The organism is Conexibacter sp. SYSU D00693 (assembly GCF_017084525.1).
Lineage (GTDB): Bacteria > Actinomycetota > Thermoleophilia > Solirubrobacterales > Solirubrobacteraceae > Baekduia.
Genome location: NZ_CP070950.1, coordinates 1,253,309 through 1,272,404 on the forward strand (window position 1 = coordinate 1,253,309; position 19,096 = coordinate 1,272,404).

20 protein-coding genes are annotated in these 19,096 nt (G+C 73.4%); 6 read left to right on the forward strand and 14 right to left on the reverse strand.

Translation table 11 applies throughout. The features are described 5' to 3' along the window. Positions 1–49 precede the first annotated feature (49 nt). Genes JUB12_RS06325 through JUB12_RS06335 form a run of 3 tightly spaced genes read right to left on the reverse strand, consistent with a single transcriptional unit; the run spans position 50 to position 2,554 of the window. On the reverse strand, positions 50–337 hold the full coding sequence (locus tag JUB12_RS06325; protein WP_205698777.1) for a cytochrome C oxidase subunit IV family protein: 288 nt from the start codon (positions 335–337) through the stop codon (positions 50–52). A gap of 5 nt (positions 338–342) precedes the next feature. Continuing rightward, positions 343–981 carry a cytochrome c oxidase subunit 3 family protein gene (locus tag JUB12_RS06330; RefSeq protein ID WP_205698778.1) on the reverse strand — a complete coding sequence of 213 codons (639 nt, stop codon included), beginning with the start codon at positions 979–981 and terminating at the stop codon, positions 343–345. Between the two features lie 13 nt (positions 982–994). Beyond that, positions 995–2,554, reverse strand: a complete 1,560-nt coding sequence (locus tag JUB12_RS06335) for an aldehyde dehydrogenase family protein (protein ID WP_205698779.1) — start codon at positions 2,552–2,554, stop codon at positions 995–997. A 68-nt stretch (positions 2,555–2,622) separates the two neighbouring features. Here JUB12_RS06335 and JUB12_RS06340 point away from each other — a divergent pair, with 68 nt between their 5' ends. Continuing rightward, the gene (locus tag JUB12_RS06340; RefSeq protein WP_205698780.1) at positions 2,623–3,039 is read left to right on the forward strand and encodes a nuclear transport factor 2 family protein; all 417 of its coding nucleotides are present in this window, start codon (positions 2,623–2,625) and stop codon (positions 3,037–3,039) included. A 295-nt stretch (positions 3,040–3,334) separates the two neighbouring features. Further along, positions 3,335–3,778 carry a hypothetical protein gene (locus tag JUB12_RS06345; protein ID WP_205698781.1) on the forward strand — a complete coding sequence of 148 codons (444 nt, stop codon included), beginning with the start codon at positions 3,335–3,337 and terminating at the stop codon, positions 3,776–3,778. 4 nt (positions 3,779–3,782) lie between these two features. Here JUB12_RS06345 and JUB12_RS06350 read toward each other — a convergent pair whose 3' ends face one another. The 5 genes from JUB12_RS06350 to JUB12_RS06370 form a co-directional block, all read right to left on the reverse strand. Beyond that, on the reverse strand, positions 3,783–6,773 hold the full coding sequence (locus JUB12_RS06350) for a BTAD domain-containing putative transcriptional regulator (RefSeq protein WP_205698782.1): 2,991 nt from the start codon (positions 6,771–6,773) through the stop codon (positions 3,783–3,785). A 108-nt stretch (positions 6,774–6,881) separates the two neighbouring features. Next, entirely contained in the window at positions 6,882–7,073 is a 192-nt protein-coding gene (locus tag JUB12_RS06355; RefSeq protein WP_205698783.1) for a ferredoxin, read from the reverse strand. A 127-nt stretch (positions 7,074–7,200) separates the two neighbouring features. Continuing rightward, positions 7,201–8,001 carry a CbbQ/NirQ/NorQ/GpvN family protein gene (locus JUB12_RS06360; protein ID WP_205699714.1) on the reverse strand — a complete coding sequence of 267 codons (801 nt, stop codon included), beginning with the start codon at positions 7,999–8,001 and terminating at the stop codon, positions 7,201–7,203. A gap of 14 nt (positions 8,002–8,015) precedes the next feature. Further along, positions 8,016–8,210 (reverse strand): ferredoxin, encoded by a 195-nt coding sequence (locus JUB12_RS06365; protein ID WP_205698784.1) that lies wholly within the window; start codon positions 8,208–8,210, stop codon positions 8,016–8,018. Then, positions 8,210–9,781, reverse strand: a complete 1,572-nt coding sequence (locus JUB12_RS06370; RefSeq protein ID WP_205698785.1) for a carotenoid oxygenase family protein — start codon at positions 9,779–9,781, stop codon at positions 8,210–8,212. Before JUB12_RS06370 ends, JUB12_RS06365 begins: the two co-directional genes overlap by 1 nt. 154 nt (positions 9,782–9,935) lie before the next feature. On the opposite strand from JUB12_RS06370, the gene JUB12_RS06375 reads away from it, so the two are divergent. Both JUB12_RS06375 and JUB12_RS06380 read left to right on the forward strand, forming a co-directional pair. After that, the gene (locus JUB12_RS06375; protein WP_205698786.1) at positions 9,936–10,727 is read left to right on the forward strand and encodes a crotonase/enoyl-CoA hydratase family protein; all 792 of its coding nucleotides are present in this window, start codon (positions 9,936–9,938) and stop codon (positions 10,725–10,727) included. Beyond that, positions 10,724–11,164 carry a PaaI family thioesterase gene (locus tag JUB12_RS06380; protein ID WP_205698787.1) on the forward strand — a complete coding sequence of 147 codons (441 nt, stop codon included), beginning with the start codon at positions 10,724–10,726 and terminating at the stop codon, positions 11,162–11,164. The genes JUB12_RS06375 and JUB12_RS06380 overlap by 4 nt, the downstream gene beginning before the upstream one ends. A 1-nt stretch (position 11,165) precedes the next feature. On the opposite strand, the gene JUB12_RS06385 is transcribed toward JUB12_RS06380, so the two are convergent. From JUB12_RS06385 to JUB12_RS06410, 6 genes are all read right to left on the reverse strand, one after another. Beyond that, the gene (locus JUB12_RS06385; protein WP_205698788.1) at positions 11,166–12,086 is read right to left on the reverse strand and encodes an SDR family NAD(P)-dependent oxidoreductase; all 921 of its coding nucleotides are present in this window, start codon (positions 12,084–12,086) and stop codon (positions 11,166–11,168) included. Between the two features lie 81 nt (positions 12,087–12,167). Next, complete coding sequence (locus JUB12_RS06390; protein ID WP_205698789.1) at positions 12,168–13,265, reverse strand: acyl-CoA dehydrogenase family protein; 1,098 nt, start codon at positions 13,263–13,265, stop codon at positions 12,168–12,170. Next, entirely contained in the window at positions 13,262–14,026 is a 765-nt protein-coding gene (locus JUB12_RS06395; RefSeq protein ID WP_205698790.1) for an SDR family NAD(P)-dependent oxidoreductase, read from the reverse strand. Before JUB12_RS06395 ends, JUB12_RS06390 begins: the two co-directional genes overlap by 4 nt. 11 nt (positions 14,027–14,037) lie before the next feature. After that, a complete protein-coding gene (locus tag JUB12_RS06400; protein ID WP_205698791.1) occupies positions 14,038–15,237 on the reverse strand; it encodes a thiolase family protein in 1,200 nt (399 codons plus the stop codon). A gap of 29 nt (positions 15,238–15,266) precedes the next feature. Further along, positions 15,267–16,397: an acyl-CoA dehydrogenase family protein gene (locus tag JUB12_RS06405; protein WP_205698792.1), complete on the reverse strand. Its 1,131-nt coding sequence runs from the start codon at positions 16,395–16,397 to the stop codon at positions 15,267–15,269. A gap of 12 nt (positions 16,398–16,409) precedes the next feature. Continuing rightward, the gene (locus JUB12_RS06410) at positions 16,410–17,204 is read right to left on the reverse strand and encodes an alpha/beta fold hydrolase (RefSeq protein ID WP_205698793.1); all 795 of its coding nucleotides are present in this window, start codon (positions 17,202–17,204) and stop codon (positions 16,410–16,412) included. Between JUB12_RS06410 and JUB12_RS06415 the strand changes: the two genes are divergently transcribed. Then, complete coding sequence (locus JUB12_RS06415; RefSeq protein WP_205698794.1) at positions 17,203–17,868, forward strand: TetR/AcrR family transcriptional regulator; 666 nt, start codon at positions 17,203–17,205, stop codon at positions 17,866–17,868. The two genes, JUB12_RS06410 and JUB12_RS06415, sit on opposite strands and share 2 nt — an antisense overlap. Before the next feature lie 76 nt (positions 17,869–17,944). After that, entirely contained in the window at positions 17,945–19,093 is a 1,149-nt protein-coding gene (locus tag JUB12_RS06420; protein ID WP_205698795.1) for an acyl-CoA dehydrogenase family protein, read from the forward strand. Positions 19,094–19,096: the final 3 nt, after the last annotated feature.

Here is a 19,096-nt window from a genome sequence, read left to right on the forward strand (position 1 = left end):
CGTCGCGACTGTAAACGATCGTTTGCTACCGAGGCAAGCGCATCGCCCGTCAACCGGCGTCGCCGGTGACGAGCAAGGCCACCACGGCGATGCCTACGAGGACCACCCAGGCCTCGAAGGCGACGCGCAGGGCGAGCGGCGCGTGGCGCAGCTCCATGAAGTCGAGACCGATCCAGCGGATCTTCAGGAAGGCGACGGCGAGTGCGACGGCGGCGCCGGCGGTGTGCCCGTCGGATCCCGAGAACCCGTGGTCTGTCCCGACCCAGAGCGAGACGAAGGTCGCCAGCAGCAGGGCCCCGAAGACGACGACAGGACGGCTGAGACGCTGCACGGCCATGGTCGTCACGAGGCCAGGTAGAGCAGCGGGAACAGCACGACCCACAGCAGGTCGACCATGTGCCAGAAGGTCGCCCCGACCTCGACCGCGCGCTGGTCACCCGGCTTGGCCGTCGCTCGAAGCGCGATGCGCCAGAGCACGACCAGCGCGACCATCCCCAGCACCACGTGCGCCGCGTGGATGCCGGTGAGGATGAAGAAGTACATGAAGAAGTCGTTGGTCCCCGGGTCGTGCCCGCCCGCGACCTTGTCGGCGTACTCGATGCCCTTGATGGTCAGGAACACCGCGGCGCAGGCGGCCGCGCCGACGAACATGCGGGCGGCAGGCGCACGGGCCCCCCGCCGCATCGAGCGGACCGCGAGGGCGACCAGCAGCGAGCTCGTCAGCAGGACGACGACGTTGACCGCGCCGAAGCCCTGCGTGAGCTCCTCTCTCGAGGCGGCGAAGACCGCCGGGTCCTCAGAGCGCGCGACCAGGAAGACGCCGAAGAGGACGGCGAAGACGAGCATGTCGCCCAGGACGAGGATCCAGACCCCGATCTCGCCGGGGACGTGGCCCCGGGTCCAGCGCGAAGGGGCGGCCGCTGCCGGTCCGGCCTCCTCGCGGTCGTCGCCGATGACCTCGGAGGGGATCGTGGCCGTCATGGGCGCGGCGACCTCAGCTCCGGGCCTTGAGCCCGAGGCGCCGGCGCCAGTCACGGGCCGCGATGAGCGGCAGCATCACGGCGGTCAGCCGCCCCTTGCGCCGGGTGTGGGGGTACCAGTGCATCTCGGTCTTCGGCTCCACGCGTGCCGTGACGTAGACCTGCGGGTGCGTGTACTTGCGGATGCCGCCCGCCCCGCCGAAGCGCGACCCCACGCCCGACGAGCGCCAGCCCCCATGCGGGACCGGGAACTGGAAGACGTTCATCATCGCGTCGTTGTGGTTGACCGCTCCGGCCTGCAGGCGATCGGCCACCCACTCGGCCTTCGCCGCGTCCTTGGTCCACACGCTCGCCGACAGGCCGTAGTCGGTCTCGTTGGCACGGTCGACCGCCTCATCCACGTCGGCCACCCGCATGATCGGCAGCGTCGGCCCGAAGGTCTCCTCCTGCATGCAGGCCATGCCGGTGTCCACGTCGAGCAGCACGGTCGCGGGGTAGTTGCAGTGCTCGCCCCGCCGGCCGCCGGTGACGGCGCGAGCGCCCCGGGCGACGGCCTCCTGCACGTGCCGGTCGATGAGCTGCACCTGCTTCTCGTTGGCGATCGCACCGAAGTCGGTCGCGTAGGACCCGGGCGTGTCCATCCCCTGGCGCAGCGCCCGGGCCTTCTCCACGACAAGCGCCACGAACCGGTCGTAGACCGGGGCTTCGACGAAGACCCGCTCGACGGCGGTGCACGACTGGCCACCGTTGAAGAACCCGCCCCAGATGGCCCCGTTGGCCGCCCGCTCGAGGTCGGCGTCGGCCAGCACGATCATCGGGTCCTTGCCGCCGAGCTCCAGACTCGCCGGGATGAGGCGCTCGCCGCAGCGCGCGCCGATCTTGCGGCCCGTCGCCGTGGAGCCCGTGAACTGCACCATGTCCACCGTGTCGACCACCGATGCGCCCGTCGGGCCCAGGCCGGTCGTGCACGCCAGGACGTTGGGCGCACCGAGGTCCTCCTGCCAGCCCCGGACGGCCTCCTGCCACGCCAGCGGCGTCTCCTCGGAGGGCTTCGAGAGCACGGCGCAGCCCGCCAGCAGCGCCTGCGGCACGTCCATGAACGGCATCGCCAGCGGGTAGTTCCACGGCGTGATCACGCCCACCAGCTGGTGCGGGTGGTGGCGGACGCGCAGCCGCTTGACCTGGTTGGCCAGGCCAGCGGGCCGCGGGTGCTCGTCGGCGAGGAAGTCCTTGCCGTGGCCCACGTAGTAGTTGATGACCTCGACGGCGGCGAGGATCTCGATGCTCGCGTCCCCGTAGGACTTGCCGGCCTCCTGCTGCAGGAGCTCGAGCAACCGCTCCTGGTGGTCGAGCACCCAGTCGCGCCAGCGCCCCAGCCACCGCGCTCGCTCGTCGAACCCCGACGCCGCCCAGGCCGGCTGGGCGAGGCGCAGCTCCTGGGCGATGGCCCCGACCTCGTCGGGCGTGTGGTCCTTGACCTCGGCCACGACCCGGCCGTCGGCGGGGCACCGGACGGTGATGGTGCGACCGGCCCGCTCCTGCGTCGCGACCTCCACGGGCTTCTGCGTGCTCATGGCCAGAGCCTACACGGATGTGAGCGATCGTTCGCAACCTGCGTGAACGAGCGTGTACGGTCGTCGCCATGACCACCTCCACCGATGCGCACCGCGCGGCCGTCGACGTCGTCGGCGACTTCCTGGACGCCGTCGCCGGCGCGAACCTGGAGCGCGCGCTGGCCCTGCTGGCCGGCGACGTCACGGTGCACGAACCCGAGAGCCTCCCCTACGGCGGCGACCACCGCGGGCCCGACGCCTTCGCCGCCATGCTCGGCCAGATCGCGGGCGCGTATCGCGTGCGACTCGACGGCCACGAGCTCCACGACGCGGGGGACGTGGTCGTCGCCCACGTGCGGTGCCGCATGACCTCGCGGACCACGGGCCGGGAGCTCGACGTGCCGATCATCGAGCTCTACCGCGTTCGCGACGGCCGGATCCTCGCCCTCGACGCCTTCCCGAAGGACACCGCGGCGATGCTGGCGCTCCACACCGCCGCAGGCTGAAAGCGCCCCGACGAACGGGACCAGGACGCCGGCGGCTCGCGTGTCTCAGCGGTCCACCGGCGTCCTGGAGGAGAGCGCCGCGCGGTGCGTGCCAGTGCGGGTCGGATGCCCACGCGACCGCCGCACCGTACCGCAGAGCGTCGTCTTCAAGCAAACGGTCGTTCACGAGGGCGTCGGGTCGAGTCCTTTCGTGCGCCCCGGATGAGCGGCGGCGGTTTCGGCCTCGTTAACGCCGGTGTGCGCCAATGCGCTCAGCACCGGGCGGGCTGCCCGGACCACGGAGGAGGAGAGCCTCATGTCCCAAGTCGTGCCGGTCATCGACGACCGCATCGCCGTCGACGTCGAACGGGCCTCGGGAGGCCACGTGCGTCTGCACCCCCAGGAGACGCGGATGCTGCGGCTGCTGCACCTGTGCGGCCCGCAGGCGGCACTGGACCTCGCGGGCGACGCACCGGTGACGGTCGTCGCCGGCCTGCCGCCGTCGGTCGTCACGGCCGTCGGTCGCGAGGCCGGCTGCGTGCCGATCTGCGACGCCCCCGCGCACCTCGACCGCCTCGCTGCACGCGGCCTGGTGCGGCTCTCGCGCCGCGCCCTCGACCCCGGCCGCTACCTCGTCCTCGAGGACGAGCACGGCCATGAGGGCGCGCGGCGCTGCAGCGTGCAGCTCACCGCCGCCGGCCGGGCCTTCTGCACGGCCGGGGCGGGCACCGCGACGGAGGCGAGCGTCCTGCGCGCCTGACCCGCTAGCGCCGCAGCGCCTCGAGCAACCGGCGGGTGCTGCTGGACGGGGCCGCCCCGAACTCGGCGAGCGCCTGCTCGCATGCGTGGAACGCGCGCAGGACCGCGTCGTCGTCGCCGAGGGCCTCGAGGACGCGCATGCGCAGCCGCCACGCGGCCTCCCGGAAGGGCTCGTGCCCAAGGACCTCCTCGACGAGGTCGGCGGCCCGGTCGTACCGGCCGAGGTCGAAGGCGACCGTGGCGGTCTCGTAGCGGTGCTCCGTGGCGGTGGAGCGCAGCTGCTCCCGTCGCTCGAGCGCCCAGGGTCCGCGCGGACCCGGCAGGTACTCACCTTCGAGGGCCTCGAGGGCCGGCAGCGCCGCGTCCAGGCGCTCCTGGCCACGCAACCGCGCCGCCTCGAGCAGCCGGACCTCGACGTCCTGGGACTGCGCGCGGACCCCCACGTCGGGGCGCAGGTGCGCGACGCCGTCCTGGACGCTGATCGCCTCAGGGGGCAGCGTCTTGCGCAGCCAGTGCAGTGCCTGGCGCAGGTAGGCCTTGGCGCCGTCGTCGCGACGCTCGCCGAAGAGCGCCTCGAGCAGCGCCTCGCGCGGTGCCCGCCGGCCGGGCGCCGTGCTCAGGTAGGCCAGCGCCTCGTAGCTCTTGGCGATCCGCGGGCGCTGGTCCTCCCCGTCCACTCGCAGGACGGCCTGGCCGAGGTCGAGCAGCTCCACCCGGGCCCGGACGCCGGCGACCTCCACCGCCGCGGCCGACAGCGAGCGCGCGACCTGGTGCCAGGCCGAGTCGCGGTCGCGCTCGGCATCCAGCCGGCGGGAGGCCACGGACGGGAACCGGCCCAAGGCCTGGAGGAGCAGGTGGTTGGAGCCCTGCGCGCCGGCGGCGGCCAGTGCCGTGTCGGCCGCCCGGTCGGCGGCCTCCTCGTTGCCGGCGCGCCACTCCGCCTCCGCCAGCCAGACCGCCGCGCACGGCAGCTCGAGCAGACGCTTGTTGTGCTGCATGGAGCTCGCGACGCGTCGCAGACGGGTGAGGGCCTCGTCGTCGCGGTCCTCGAGCAGGAGCGCGAGCCCGTACCAGGTGTCGGCCAGCTCGGCGATGAACGTCATCTGCTCTGCGGCGCGCACGCACTCGGGAGCCTCCAGCGCTGCGCGGGCGCGCTCGGGGTCGCGGTCCACCCGCAGCGCGTACTTGGCCTCGGCCAGCCGGGCGCCGGCCTGCCATGGCGGGCCGCCGCCCGCGAAGGCGAGCCGGCGGCCCTCTTCGATCACCGCCGCCGCCTCGTCGTGGCGACCGGCGTCGAGGAAGACCTCGGGCGCCGCCCAGGTCAGCAGTGGCTGGCGGTTGAGCGGCCGCTCGAGCGCCGGCAGCAGGAGCTCCAGCGCTTCGCTGGTCTTGCCCAGCGCGCGGAGGGCGGCGATCTGCCACGGGCCCTCCATCACCGAGAGCCAGCGAGTGGCCCGTGCCTCGGTGAGGGCCGTGAGCTGCCCGCGGCAGAACAGCGCCACGTGCGCCATGGCGTGCAGCGGGCCGAGGTCGCCGACGACGACGTCGGTCGGTGCGTCCGGCAGGTCCATCACCGCGCCCATCGTCATCCGCACGACGTCCTGCTCGGCCCCGGCGTCCACGTGCTCCAGCAGGGCTTCGGCCTCGTCGAAGCGCGCCATGAAGAGCAGGCACCAGATGACCAGCCACGGCGCCCGTTCGTCGGCCCGTGCCAGGGCGTCGCGCTGGCCGGCCTCGCCGAGTCGATCGATCAGGGCGCTGGCCCGCGCCGGTTGGTCGTGGGCCACGCCGATCATGAGCTCGGCGACGTCCAGCCGCGAGGCCACGAGGCGCCGAACCGGCGCCAGCGTCGCCAGCCACCGCTCCGCGACCTCGACGTCGAGGCGCTCGACGACCGGGATGATCGCCCGCTCCGCCGGCCGCAGCGCCGCCTCGAGCTCGCCGAGGGCGAGCAGCTCCTCGGTGGCCAGCTCGTCGTGGCGCTCGCGTTCGAGGCGCTGGGCGTGGGCCAGGCGCAGCCGATGGACCTCCGCCTCGTCGCGGTCCTGGAGCTCCGCGCGCAGGAAGTCGCGCAGGTAGGAGTGCAGGCGCAAGGTGCGTCCGTCGGCGCTCCACGTGGCCGGCAGGTGCACGGCGCGCAGCTCCCGCAGGCGCTGGGCCGCGTCGGGCAGGGCCAGCGCCGAGGCGCGGGCCGCCGTCACCTCGTCGAGCAGCGACGTCACCACGAGGAACTCGCGCTGGTGCGGCTGGAGCTCGGCGAGGATCTGCGAGGCCAGGTAGCCGTAGAGCGGGTCCGTCTCGCCGCCCAGCCCCTCCAGCGCGCCGCCGGAACGCCAGGCCTCGAAGAGCACGCCGGTCACCCACCCGTCGGTCGTGCGCACCGCGTGCTCGGCATCGGCCCCGCTCTTGCCGCAGCGTTCGAGCGCGCGGCCGGCCTCCTCGGCGGTGAACGCGAGGTCGCGATCGCCGAGGACCGCGATGTCCGCCGCCCGGACGGCGCGCAGCGACGACGGCAGGGCCCGCCGGCTGACCAGGACGAAGCGCACGGCCGGCGGCGCGTAGCGCAGGACGGCATCGACGATCGCCCAAGGCTCGTCGGCGTCGCCGAGCTGCTCCAGCTCGTCGAAGACCACAGTGAGGGGCCGGTCGCCGACCGCCTCGGCGGCCAGGCCCGCCGCTTCCGGCTGCGGGATCGCCGCCGCCATCGCGTCGGTCGCGACGCCCTCCACCTCCGGGACCACGCGCGCCAGCGCGGCCTCCACGTAGGTGACCAGGCGCCCTGGCGCGGCGTCGGAGCGGTCCACCGTCAACCACGCCACCTCGGTGTCGGCCGACGCCAGCGCCTCGACCAGGGCGGTGGTCTTGCCCGAGCCTGCGGTGGCCGCCAGCAGCACGAGGCGCTTGCTCTGCAGCAGGGCGACCAGTCGCTCCCGCAGGCGCGGGCGCTCCGCGAAGTGGTCCGGCAGCGGGGGGACCGCCAGCTTGGCCTGGATCACGGATCGGCGCGGGGGCTGGCGGGCTGTCGTCTCGACCACGGTGGACCTGTCCTTCGGGGGCCTCCGCGATCTTCCCCTAGCGGCGAAGCCCCGTGCGTCGCCAGCCGGTCAGTCGTCGATGGAGATCGCCTGGACCGGACAGCGCCGAACGGCGTCCTCGACGCACGATCGCTGCTCCTCACCGGGCGTCGGGTCGAGCAGCAGGACGACGTGGTCCTCGTCCAGGGCGAAGACGTCGGGCGCCGCCATGACGCAGTCGCCGTGGGCGTCGCACCTCGAGCTGTCGACGATGACCTTCACTGCGTGGACCCCTCCCGCGTCGCGCCGGCGAGGTCCGCCGCGCGCTTCGACCCTACGCTAACTCTCGTTCACTGGGTTGCGCAAGTCCAGGCACGGAGCGCGTACCTGGGGGGCGCTGAACGACCCCTCACGCCGAACCGTAGGACTCCACCATGGCCAGCAACCCCTGGCGCAGCTGCGGGTCGTCGGTCAGCGGGCCCGCGACCGCCACGGTCGCCGCCTCGGTGAACGACAGGCCCTCGGCGATGAGCTGCCCCGCGGCGATGAGCGTGCGCGTCGAAGCGGCTTCCCTCAAGCCCGCGTCCTTGACTCGGCGGATGGCCTGGGCCAGGGCCACGAGGTCGTCGGCCACCCCCTCGTCCACGCCCGCCTCCCGACGGAGGACCTCGCGCTCGACCTCCGCGGTCGGGAAGTCGAGCTCGATGGCCACCATCCGCTGGCGGGTGGAGGTCTTGAGGTCCTTGAGGACACTCTGGTAGCCCGGGTTGTAGGAGACGACGAGGCAGAAGCCCTCGGCCGCCTTCAGCGTCATGCCGCCGCGGCGCTCGAGATGGAGCTCGCGCCGGTGGTCGGTGAGCGAGTGGATGGCCACGGTGGCGTCCTGACGGGCCTCGACGACCTCGTCGAGGTAGCAGATGCCGCCCTCGCGAACGGCACGGGTGAGCGGACCGTCGATCCACTCGGTGTCGCCGCCCTGCAGGACGTAGCGGCCGAGCAGGTCGCTGGCGGTCATGTCCTCGTGGCAGCTCACCGTGTGCAGCGAGACGCCGAGACGGTGGGCGACGTGCTCGACCAGCCGCGTCTTGCCACAGCCGGTCGGGCCCTTGAGCATCACCGGCAGGCCGCGCCGCGCGGCCGCTTCGAAGACCTCCACCTCGCGGCCGACGGGCGCGTAGAACGGGGCCGCGGACCGGCGCTCGTCGACCATCTGGGAGGCCACGATCAGCCCTCGAGGCGGATCGCGGCCACCGGGCAGTCGTCGGCCGCCTGCCGGACCTGCTCGCGCAGCGCCTCGGGCGGGTCGGCCATGAGCAGGACCGCGACGTTGTCCTCCTCGTCGAGGTCGAAGACGTCGGGCGCGGCCATGACGCAGTCGCCATGGGCCTCGCACCGGGCCGTGTCGATGAGCACCCGCATCAGCGCACCCCGGCCAGCGGCCGGCCCGCCGTGGCCTCGCCGCGGGCGTGGCCGTTGCCCGAACCCGGGCCGCCGCCGCGGAAGTCCATCCAGTGGCCGTGTGGGGTCCACCCCATGAGGAACGGGATGTCGATCGTGCAGACCGGGCCGGCGGCGATGTCGTCGGTGTCGAAGACCATGAACTGGCCGAGGTTCTCGGCCCAGCGCGAGACGGGGACGATGAGGTAGCCGTCGCCCTCCGGCGCGTCGGGGGTGCGCGGCGCGAACGTCGGCTCGAGCACCGCCAGCGGCTGGTCGTTGCGGATGCGGAACTCCCGCTCCTCGCCGGTCACCACGTCGTAGTGGATGACGCTCTTCATCGACATCCCGTTGCGCTTGGCGTCCCCGCCGACGAGGAAGCCGTTGCGGTAGCCCTTGCCGTAGAAGCGCTCGTCGACCTTCGGCAGCTCGGACGGGCGGTCGCTGAGGCGCTCGGAGGTGAGCTTGCCCGTCTCGAGGTCCAGCGTCCACCGCCCGAGCGTGCTCTTGGCGATCGAGAAGAACAGCGCGACGTCGTCGCCCTCGCGGAAGTCGAACTCGAAGGGGAACGGCGGCCGGTCGAAGATCGGCGCGTCGAACGTGAGCGTCGTGCCGTCGCTGTTGGCCTGCAGCGTGTGCATGACGTACTCGGGCTCGATGTCCGCCTCGATCCAGCGGATCTCGCCGTCGGCGAAGTCGTGGCGCGGGATGAGCCCGAGGACGATGGGCAGGTCGGTGTCCCAGCCGAAGACGCCGAGCCCCTGCTCGATGCGCTTCGTCGACGCGATGAACGGCTGGAAGGGCAGGACGACGTAGTCCGTCGTGAGCCAGATGTCGTGGGCCACCGAGTTGTAGGGGGCGTCCCACAGCTCGCGGGTGAAGACCGCCCCGTCCGGGAGGATCTTGTGGATCGTCACGTACGGGCGCTCGTCCCGGTAGGCCCAGCCGTAGAGCTCGCCGGTCTCGTGGTCCCACTTCGGGTGCGCGGTGAACGCGGCGTCGCCGTAGGCGGCGGGCTCGTGCAGGCCCGGAGACAGCTTGGTGGACCAGCGCACGAAGCCCTTGGTCTCGAGGGTGAACGGGTCGATGGCGATGGGCGGGCCACCCTGCTCGCTGGCGGCCAGCACCTCGCCAGCGAACGGGAAGACGTTGATGTTGGCGGTCCCCTGCGAGACGCCCAGCGTGTGCTCGTCGCGCTTCACCGTGCCGTAGCCGAAGTTGCGCCAGTCGTTCCACTGGCCGTCGGACCACTCGAACATCCCCTTGCCGTGCTGGTCCTCCAGCAGGTACTTCGGGGTGCGCACCCAGCGGTTGCGGAAGTCGGCGCGCCCGTCGGCGATCACCAGCCCCTGGACCATGCCGTCCATCGAGAGCAGGCCGTTGGTGCCCTGCTTGGTCGGCCGCTTCCACGTGGGACCCGTGCGGTAGAAGCCGCCGGCGAGGTCCTCGGGGATCTCGCCCTGCGACACGATGCAGTCCTCGACGGTCGCCTCGAAGCGCATCGGCTTGAACGGGCCCTTGAGCCGCGCGTCGTTGGGAACTGGGGCGCCCATCAGCAGTCCTCGCTCTCGGTGGTCGGCATCTCGCGATGGAGGATAGCGCAGTGTGAACGGTCGTTGACAAACGATCGTTCCCGGTCGGGCCACCCGGCGGGTTGGTGGACGTCCAGGTGATTCAGTTAACGTTCGTTCAGTACGATGCAGGGCCATGGACATCTCCCACCCCGTCGTCCCTGCAGGCCTGCGGCACGAGACGACCGCCGGCGGCATCGCCGTGCTGACCATCGACCGGCCCGAGCGGCGCAACGCGATCGACAAGGCCACCGCCCAGGCGATCTCCGACGCCCTCGACGCCGTCGACGCCGACGACGCGGTGCGCGTCGCCGTCATCACCGGGGCGGGCGGGACGTTCTCCGCGGGGATGGACCTCAAGGCGCTCGACGCCACAGGCGAGCGGCCGATCGTGGAAGGGCGCGGGCAGTTCGGGATCTGCCGGCGCCCGCCCGAGAAGCCGCTGATCGCCGCAGTGGAGGGCGCGGCGCTGGGAGGCGGCACCGAGATCGCGCTCGCGGCGGACGTCATCGTCGCCGCTGAGGACGCGGTCTTCGGCCTGCCCGAGGTCAAGCTCGGCCTCGCCGCCGCGGCGGGCGGTGCGATCCGGCTGCCGCGACGGATCCCCTACGGGCTGGCGGTCGAGCACGTGCTCACCGGGCGCCCGCTGCCCGCCCCGCGCGCCCACGAGCTCGGGCTCGTCAACCACCTCACCGCGTCCGGCGGTGCCCTCGAGGTCGCCATGCGCATCGCGAAGGAGATCGCCGGCAACGCGCCGCTGGGCGTGCGGCTCTCCAAGCAGGTGATGCTCCAGGCCCAGGACGTCAGCGTCGAGGAGGCCTTCCGCCTCCAGGAGCCGCTCATGCAGGTCATCCGCAGCTCGCAGGACGCCGCCGAGGGCGCCCGAGCGTTCGTCGAGAAGCGCCCGGCGGTCTGGCAGGGGCGATGAGCCGCGAGACCTGGTTCGCGCCGCAGGGCGGCACGTCGGACGAGTGGCTGGCGTGGGCCAACCGCCTGCCGCTGGCCGACGACCTGGGCATGACCTGCGGCCGGCTCGGCGACGGCGAGGGGGTCTTCCACCTCGCCCGCGCACCGCTCACCCCCAACCCCAACGGCGGGGTCAACGGGGGCCTGGTCGCCGCGGCCGCCGATCAGGTCATGGGGGCGCTCGGGATGATGGAGGCGCCCGACGGCCATGCGATCGCCACCGCGAGCCTCACCGTCCAGTTCCAGCGCCCCGCACTGGCGCCCCTCACGTTCCACGGCCGTACGACCAAGCGCGGCCGCACGCTGGTCTTCATCGACGTCGATGTGCTCGACGGCGACGGCCGGCTGTGCAGCAGCGCGAAGGGCACGATGATGGTCGTGCCCTTCGCCCAGCCCTGACTCAGGCGGCCGCCCGCTCCTTGGGCGCCTTGCCGTTGCCCTGCGGCGCCGCCGGCGCCGGCCCCTGCGCGGCGCCGCCCAGGACCGCCGCCTCGTAGCGCTCGCGCGCGGCGGTGTCGACGTTGAGCAGCAGCTTGTCCGAGCCGGTCACCCGCGCCAGGAAGCCGCGCACGCGGTAGGGCAGGACCGAGTACGTCAGGGCCATCACGCCCATCGCCTTGGGCACGAAGATCGCGAAGCGCGGCTGCTTGAGCCCCTCGACGATGGCGGCCGCGACCTCGTCGGGCGAGCTGGCTTTGAGGCCCTTGACCTCGCCGATGCCGGTCGACATCTGGCTCTTGATCACGGCCGGCGCGACCACCGACACGTCCACGCCGCTGCCGTGGAGCTCGAGCGCGAGGGCCTCGGTGAGGCCCACCACGCCGAACTTCGTCGCTGAGTACGTGGCGCCGCCGGCGCCCGGGACCCACCCGGCACCCGACGCGACGTTCACGACGTGGCCGTGGCCGCGAGGCTTGAAGCGCCTGAGCGCCTCCTTCGTGCCGTGCAGCACCGCGTGGAGGTTGACGTCGACCTGCTTGGCCGCCGTCGCCTCGGGCTCCTGCTCGAACGGCCCCACGGGCATGATGCCGGCGTTGTTGACCAGGACGTCCAGGGCCCCGAGCTGCTCCTCGGTCCACTCGATGAACGCCGTGTAAGCCGCGCGGTCGGCGAGGTCGAGCGCGCGCCCGATGATGCGGCCGGCTCCGGCGCCCGAGGAGACCTCCTGCACCTTGGCCGCCACGGCGTCGGCGTTGATGTCGCAGATCGAGACGTGGGCGCCCTCCTGGTAGAGCTGGCGCGCCAACGCGCCGCCGACGCCGCCGGCCGCGCCGGTGACGATGACGACCTTGCCGGCGAGCGTGCGAGGGGTCTTGGCCATCTGGTCCTCCTGCTCAGGGGCACGCCAGCGGCGCACCCAGTTAGTGAACGTTTCCTAGCCTAGCGGGCGACCGGCCCTGCGTCACCCACCGAGCAGGCCCACCGCCACCTCGTCGCGCAGCCGCTGGGTGCTGCCGCCGTGCAGGCGCAGGAAGCGGGCGTCGGCGAAGGCGCGGGCGATGGGGTACTCGAGCATGTAGCCGTAGCCGCCGTGCAGCTGCACGCCGGCATCGACGACGCGGCCGAGGACCTCGGCGGCATGGAGCTTGACCGCCGCCGCGTCGGCCCCGTCGGCGGCCGCCGCGCCGGTGCGGCGCGCCAGGCAGCGCTCGACGTGCGCCTCGGCCGCCTCGAGCTCCGCCGCCGCCTGGCCGAGCAGCTGGCGCGTGTTCTGGAAGCCGGAGATCGGCGTGCCGAAGGCCCGGCGGTCGGTCACGTAGGCCACGGTCGTCGCCAGCGCCGCACGGCCCGCCGCGACGGACGCGACGGCCAGCAGCAGCCGCTCGTCGGCGACCAGCGCCTCGACGTCGGCGCCCTCGAGCACCGTGGCGCGGGCGCCGTCGAGCTCGACCTCGGCCAGACCAGCCGCCGCGAGGCCGACCGGCGCAGCGCCGGTCCCGCGCCGCACCGCCGGGTCGTCGGTCGCGACGGCGACGAGCACCTGCCCGGCGTCGCGCCGGACGGCGAGGACGAGCAGGTCGGCGTCGGCACCGCCCACGACCGCGGGCTGACGCCCGTGCACCGCCCCGCCGTCGTCGAGGCGCAGATCGGGTGTGTCCAGCGCCGTCGCCGCGCGCAGCTCACCGTCGACGATCGCACGCAGCCACAACATCGCCTCGCCAGGCGCTGCGCGCAGCGCGCGCGCCGGCAGGTCCCCGTGGCCCAGCAGCACCAGGCCGAGGGCGGTCAGCCCGGCCCGGGCCGCCTCCTGCAGGACGATGGCCGAGAAGCGCAGGTCGTCGACGCCCAGCCCGCCCGCCTCCTCGGGCGCCGCCATCGCCGTGAAGCCGTGAGCGGCGGCGGCCGTGAGCACGTCGCCAGGGACGCTGCCCTGCGCCGCCCAGCGCTCCCGCTGGGGCACGGCGACGCGCTCGAGGTGGGTGCGCAGGCTCTCGCGGAAGGACTCGTGCTCCTCGGCGAGGTCCCCGAGCCCGGCCTCCCGCGCGGAGGCGGTGGTCACCGCGGCGCCATCCGGATCGCGCCGTCGAGCCGGATGGTCTCCCCGTTGAGCATCGGGTTGTCGACGATGTGCAGCGCCAGGCGCGCATACTCGTCGGGATCGCCGAGCCGGCTGGGGTGCGGCACCGACGTGGCCAACGACGCCTTGACGTCCTCCGGCAGGCGCGCCAGCAGCGGCGTGTCGAACGTCCCGGGCGCGATCGTGCAGACCCGGATGAGCCTGCCGGCCAGGTCACGCGCCGCCACGAGCGTCATCCCGTGGATGCCGGCCTTCGCCGAGGCGTACGGGATCTGGCCGATCTGGCCTTCGAACGCCGCCACCGACGCCGTGAGCACGCAGACGCCGCGCTCGCCGTCGACGGGCTCGCTGCGCGCCATCCGCGCGGCGGCGAGGCGCAGCACGTTGAACGTGCCGATGAGGTTGATCCCGACGACCTCGCTGTAGGTCTCCAGCGACCCCGGCTCGCCGTCCCGGCCCACGAGCCGCACCGCGCCGCCGCGCCCGGCGCAGTGCACCAGCACGCGCAGCGGGCCGAGCTCCTCGGCGGCCGCGAACGCCGCGTCGACCGCCTCGGCGTCGCGGACGTCCGCGGGCGCGAAGGTCACGGCGTCGCCGAGCCCGGCGGCGACCTGCTCGCCCGCCGACGACTCGAGGTCGACGAGCACGACCTGCGCGCCCGCCTCCACCAGCCGCTCGACCGTCGCCCGGCCCAGGCCTGACGCCCCGCCGGTGACGACGGCGGAGATCCCGTTGCAGTCCATGCCTCAGCCCCCTAGAGCCGCTCGATGATCGTCGCGTTGGCCATGCCCCCGGCCTCGCACATGGTCTGGAGGCCCCAGCGCCCGCCGGTCTCCTCGAGCCCGTGGAGCATCGTCGTCATCAGCCGCGCGCCCGACGCCCCGAGCGGGTGGCCCAGCGCGATCGCGCCCCCGCGCGGGTTGAGCTTCTCGAGGTCGGCGCCGAAGTGGCGCTGCCAGGCCAGCGGGACGGGCGCGAAGGCCTCGTTGACCTCGACGTGGTCGAAGTCGTCGATCGCCATGCCGGTGCGCTCGAGCACCTTCTCGGTGGCCGGGATCGGGCCGGTCAGCATGAGGATCGGGTCCGCGGAGGCGACGGCCATCGCATGGATGCGCGCGCGGGCGCGGAGGCCCAACTGCGAGGCGCGCTCCTCGCTCATGAGCAGCAGCGCCGCGGCACCGTCGCTGAGCTGCGAGGAGTTGCCCGCCGTCGTGTGCCAGCCCAGGTCCGGGAAGCGCTCGCGCCACTCGGGCTGGTCGAAGGCCGAAGGCAGCTCGCCGAGCGCCTCGACCGTCGTCTGCGGACGGATCGTCTCGTCGGCGTCGACGACCCGCCCGGGCACGCCGTTGGCGGGAACGGAGATCGGTACGAGCTCAGCGCGCAGGTCAGCCGTGGCAGCGGCCTGGTGCGAGCGGGCGGCGAACACGTCGAGCTCGTGGCGGTCGATCCCCCACCGCTGGCTGATGAGCTCGGAGGAGATGCCCTGCGGCACGAGCCCCGGCGCATAGCGGGCGTTCACCGACGGACCGTAGGGGTCGCGGCCCTGGCGCGCGGTGAACATCGGCACGCGGCTCATCGACTCGACGCCGCCGGCCACGACCACGTCGTAGACCCCGGTCATGATCCCCATCGCCGCGAAGTCGACGGCCTGCTGGCTGGAGCCACAGCGCCGATCGATCGTGGTGGAGGGCACGTGCTCGGGCAGCCCCGCGCCCAGCCACGCCCAGCGGCCGACGGGGCCGGCCTGCTCGGCGACCTGGCTGACGCAGCCGACGATGACGTCGTCGACCTCGCCCGGGTCGACGTCGTTGCGGTCGACCAGCGCTCGGAGCGTCTGGCCCAGCAGCTCGGCCGGGTGCAGGGTGCTGAACGCCCCACCCGGCCTGTCGGCCCTGGGCGCCCTGCCCTTGGCCATGGGGGACCGGACGGCGTCGACGATGACGGCGCTGCGCATGGAGCTCCTTCGGTTGGTCGCCATCGCCGTCAGAGACCCAGGGCCTTGGCGACGATGACCTTCATGATCTCGCTGGACCCGCCGTAGATCCGGCTCACGCGGGCATCCGCGAACGCCCGGCCGACGGGGTGGCGACGGTCGTAGGCGGCGGCACCCAGCACCTGCAGGCAGCGGTCGGCGACGTCGCTCTGCAGCTCGGTGCAGAAGAGCTTGACGGCGGCGGCGCCTGCGGCGTCCAGGCGTCCCGCGCAGTGGTCGTCCAGGGCCTGGTCGGCGAGGGCGTGACCGGCGCGCACGGAGGCGGCACAGGCGGCCAGCTCGAACTTGGCCGCCTGGTCGGGGCCGGTCCCGCGCACCGCGTCGAGCGTGCGCTCGAGGCACGCTGAGGCGGCCGCCTGGCTGTTGAGCGCGATGGACAGGCGCTCCTGCGCGAGGTTGCTGCTGAGGTACTCGAAGCCACGGCCCTCCTCCCCCAGGCGGTCCGTGGCGGGGACCCGCACGTCGGTGAGGAAGAGCTCCGCGAGGTCCTGGGTGCGCAGGCCGACCTTCTCGAGCTTGCGCCCCCGCTCGAACCCGGGCGTGGCGGCGTCGACGACGAAGAGGCTGATGCCACGGCGCCCGGCCCCGGGATCGGTCTTGGCTGCCAGCACCACGACGTCGGCGCTCAGGCCGTTGGTGATGAACGTCTTGGCGCCGTTGACGACGTAGTGGTCGCCTTCGCGCCGGGCTGTCGTGGCCATCGCCTTCATGTCGCTGCCGGCGGCCGGCTCGGACATCGCCAGCGCGCAGACCGCCTCACCGGAGGTCAGCCGTGGCACCCAGCGGCGCTGCTGCTCGCGGGAGGCGTGCTCGAGGAAGTACGGCATGCAGATGTCGGTCTGGACCCGCAGGCCCCCGAGGGTCAGCCCGGCGCGCTGGGCCTCGTCGGTCACCACCGCGGAGTGGCGGAACGTCGAGCCGGGCAGGCCGCCCAGGTCCTCGGGCACACCGACGCCCAGCAGCCCCCGCTCGGCCGCGCGCTGCCAGAACGACCGCGGGGGACGGCCGGCCTGCTCCCAGGCGTCGCGCTCGGGCACCAGCTCGTCCTCGAAGAAGCGCCGGACGCCCGAGCGGAAGGCCGCGAGGTCGGTGCTGAGGCCCTGACGGAGCACGCGTCGCATGATAACGAACGTTCACGGAAGGGCGTCGAGCAACGCCGCGTCGAAGGCGTCTGGCACCTCGAACATCGGGTAGTGGCCGCAGCCCTCGAGGACGACCAGCCGCCCGTCGGCCAGGCGTTCCTGCAGCCACGCGGCGCCGCGCAGCGGCATCACCGGGTCGTCGGCGCCCATCACCTGCACGACCGGCACGCGCACCTCGTCGAGCAGGTGGCTGAGGTCGCTGCGCAGGTAGGAGCGGTAGGAGGCCACGGCCGCCCAGGAAGGCATCGCCAGCTGGACCTGCACGAGGTGGTCGACGACGTGCGCGGGCGCCGGGGGACGGAAGCCCGAGGCCACCGTCGCCCGGCGGGCCGCCAGCCGGTCGGCGTGCTCGGCCTCGACCAAGCGCGGCTCCACGGCGTCGGCGGGCGCCCCGAACGGGAAGGCCTCAGAGCGCGAGGCGCGCACGCCGTTGGACGTCACCAGCACCAGTCGCTCGACGCGGCCGGCCGCCGCAAGGCGGAAGCCGACCTGGCCGCCGAAGGACCAGCCCACCAGCGCGACGCGATCGAGCCCGAGGGCGTCCAGCACGGCCTCGACGTCGGCGGCGAGGCGCTCGACCCCGTAGCCCCCCAGGGGCTTGTCGGAGCCCCCCGTGCCCCGGAGGTCCACGCAGACGGCGCGGCGGCCCGCCCCGGTGAGGACGCGGACCTGCCGGTCCCAGACGGTGTGGCTGAGGCCGAAGCCGGCGAGCAGGACGACCGGCGACCCGCCTCCCAGGTCCTGCACGTGAAGGCGGACCCCGGGTTCGGCCTCGACGAGGTTCATGGCCGCCAGACTACGCGTTCGTGAGCGATCGTTCACGCGCGGCCAGAGGTCGGGCCCTCGGGTACCATGCCCGCCCATCGCTGCTGCACGGGACAGGAAGATCCTCGCCGCCGCCCAACGGCTGTTCTTCGAGCGTGGCTTCCACGCCGTCGCGATCGACGAGATCGGCACGAAGGCCGGCATCACCGGGCCGGCCATCTACCGCCACTTCAAGGGCAAGGACGAGATCCTCGGCACGCTCTTCGACGAGGCGCTGGACGCCCTGCTCGCGCGCGTCGGCCGCGAGTTCGACGACGACGAGCCGCTGGCCGAGCTCGAGTTCCTCGCGCAGGCCCACGCCTCCTTCGTGGTCGAGCACCGCGAGCTGTCGACCATCCTCGTGCGCGACGACTCCTCGCTGGCGCCGGAGTACCGCCGACGCCACAGCCGGCGTGAGCGCCCGTACATCGCTCGCTGGATCGACTGCGTGCGCCGGGCCTACCCGGAGCGCAGCGAGCAGGAGGCCACGACGGCGGTCTTCGCCGCCCTGACCCTGCTCAACGCCGTCGGCATGTGGCCCGCATCGGCCCGCAAGGCCGAGGACCTCGCGGGCCTCCTCGCGCAGCTCGCCCTCGGCGCGCTGGCGGCCCTCGCGGAGCGCCCGGCCGCCCGCGCCGGGCACTGACGCCGGCGCCTCGGCGCCCGCCGAGAGCGTTCCACCGACGCTAACGATCGTTTGCAGTCGCGTGTATGCTCGGCCCATGAGGCTCTCTGACGAGCAGCAGGCCTTCGCCGAGGCGATCCGCGACTTCTGCGAGCGCGAGTGCGGCAGCCGCGAGCAGCGCGACGCCCTCACCGACGGGGGCCTCGAGGCCCACAGCCGCGAGCTCTACGCCAAGGTCGCAGCGCTCGGCTGGCTGGGCGTGTCGATCCCGGAGGCCTACGGCGGCAGCGGCGGGACGCTCGTCGACCAGTGCCTGTTCTTCGAGGAGGTCTACCGGGGCATGGCGCCGATCGCCGGCGCCGGCTCGTCCTCCACGGTCGCCGGGGTCTACAAGCGCTTCGGCGACGAGGAGCAGCGCGCGCGCGTCCTCGGCGCGATCGTCGACGGCGACGTGATGTCGATCAGCATCTCCGAGCCGGGCGCGGGTTCGGACGTCGGCGCGGTGGCCTGCCGCGCGGCGCGCGACGGCGACCGCTTCGTCATCAACGGCCAGAAGACCTGGTGCTCCTACGCCCAGTACGCCACCCACGTCCTGCTGCTGGCGCGGACCTCGCGCGACGGCCGCCCCCAGGACGGCCTCACGCTCTTCGAGGTCCCTGCGGACGCCGAGGGCCTCGAGGTCCGGCCGATCGACACCATGGGCGGGCGCGAGGTCAACGACCTCTTCCTCACCGACGTCGAGGTCCCCGCGAACGCCGTGGTCGGCGAGGAGGGCGCGGGCTTCAAGCAGATCATGGCCGGGCTCGACGGCGAGCGCCTCGTCGCGGCCGCCCAGGGGCTCGGCATGGCCGAGCGCGCGCTGTCGGACCTGCTGTCCTACGTCCAGGAGCGCCGCCAGTTCGGCAAGCCGATCGGCACCTTCCAGGCGCTGCGCCACCGGATTGCCGACCTCGCGACGGAGATCGAGTGCTGCCGGCTGCTGACCTACGAGGTCGCTCAGGCCGTCGACCAGCAGCGCGGCGCGCCGCTCGAGCGCACGAAGCTCACGTCGATGGCCAAGCTCAAGGTCACCGAGACCGCGAAGCACGTCGCGCTCGAGGGCATGCAGATGATGGGCGGCTACGGCTACGCCACCGAGTACGACATGGAGCGCCACGTGCGCAACACGCTCGCGCCGCCGATCTACGCCGGCACGAACGAGATCCAGCGCGAGATCATCTCGGGCAGCCTCGGCCTGCGGGCCTGAGCG

Coding starts and splice junctions, on each gene's coding strand:
- JUB12_RS06325 (WP_205698777.1), bottom strand. CDS start 337: ATGGCCGTGCAGCGTCTCAGCCGTCCTGTCGTCGTCTTCGGGGCCCTG.
- JUB12_RS06330 (WP_205698778.1), bottom strand. CDS start 981: ATGACGGCCACGATCCCCTCCGAGGTCATCGGCGACGACCGCGAGGAG.
- JUB12_RS06335 (WP_205698779.1), bottom strand. CDS start 2,554: ATGAGCACGCAGAAGCCCGTGGAGGTCGCGACGCAGGAGCGGGCCGGT.
- JUB12_RS06340 (WP_205698780.1), top strand. CDS start 2,623: ATGACCACCTCCACCGATGCGCACCGCGCGGCCGTCGACGTCGTCGGC.
- JUB12_RS06345 (WP_205698781.1), top strand. CDS start 3,335: ATGTCCCAAGTCGTGCCGGTCATCGACGACCGCATCGCCGTCGACGTC.
- JUB12_RS06360 (WP_205699714.1), bottom strand. CDS start 8,001: ATGGTCGACGAGCGCCGGTCCGCGGCCCCGTTCTACGCGCCCGTCGGC.
- JUB12_RS06365 (WP_205698784.1), bottom strand. CDS start 8,210: ATGCGGGTGCTCATCGACACGGCCCGGTGCGAGGCCCATGGCGACTGC.
- JUB12_RS06370 (WP_205698785.1), bottom strand. CDS start 9,781: ATGGGCGCCCCAGTTCCCAACGACGCGCGGCTCAAGGGCCCGTTCAAG.
- JUB12_RS06375 (WP_205698786.1), top strand. CDS start 9,936: ATGGACATCTCCCACCCCGTCGTCCCTGCAGGCCTGCGGCACGAGACG.
- JUB12_RS06380 (WP_205698787.1), top strand. CDS start 10,724: ATGAGCCGCGAGACCTGGTTCGCGCCGCAGGGCGGCACGTCGGACGAG.
- JUB12_RS06385 (WP_205698788.1), bottom strand. CDS start 12,086: ATGGCCAAGACCCCTCGCACGCTCGCCGGCAAGGTCGTCATCGTCACC.
- JUB12_RS06395 (WP_205698790.1), bottom strand. CDS start 14,026: ATGGACTGCAACGGGATCTCCGCCGTCGTCACCGGCGGGGCGTCAGGC.
- JUB12_RS06400 (WP_205698791.1), bottom strand. CDS start 15,237: ATGCGCAGCGCCGTCATCGTCGACGCCGTCCGGTCCCCCATGGCCAAG.
- JUB12_RS06405 (WP_205698792.1), bottom strand. CDS start 16,397: ATGCGACGCGTGCTCCGTCAGGGCCTCAGCACCGACCTCGCGGCCTTC.
- JUB12_RS06415 (WP_205698794.1), top strand. CDS start 17,203: ATGGCCGCCAGACTACGCGTTCGTGAGCGATCGTTCACGCGCGGCCAG.
- JUB12_RS06410 (WP_205698793.1), bottom strand. CDS start 17,204: ATGAACCTCGTCGAGGCCGAACCCGGGGTCCGCCTTCACGTGCAGGAC.
- JUB12_RS06420 (WP_205698795.1), top strand. CDS start 17,945: ATGAGGCTCTCTGACGAGCAGCAGGCCTTCGCCGAGGCGATCCGCGAC.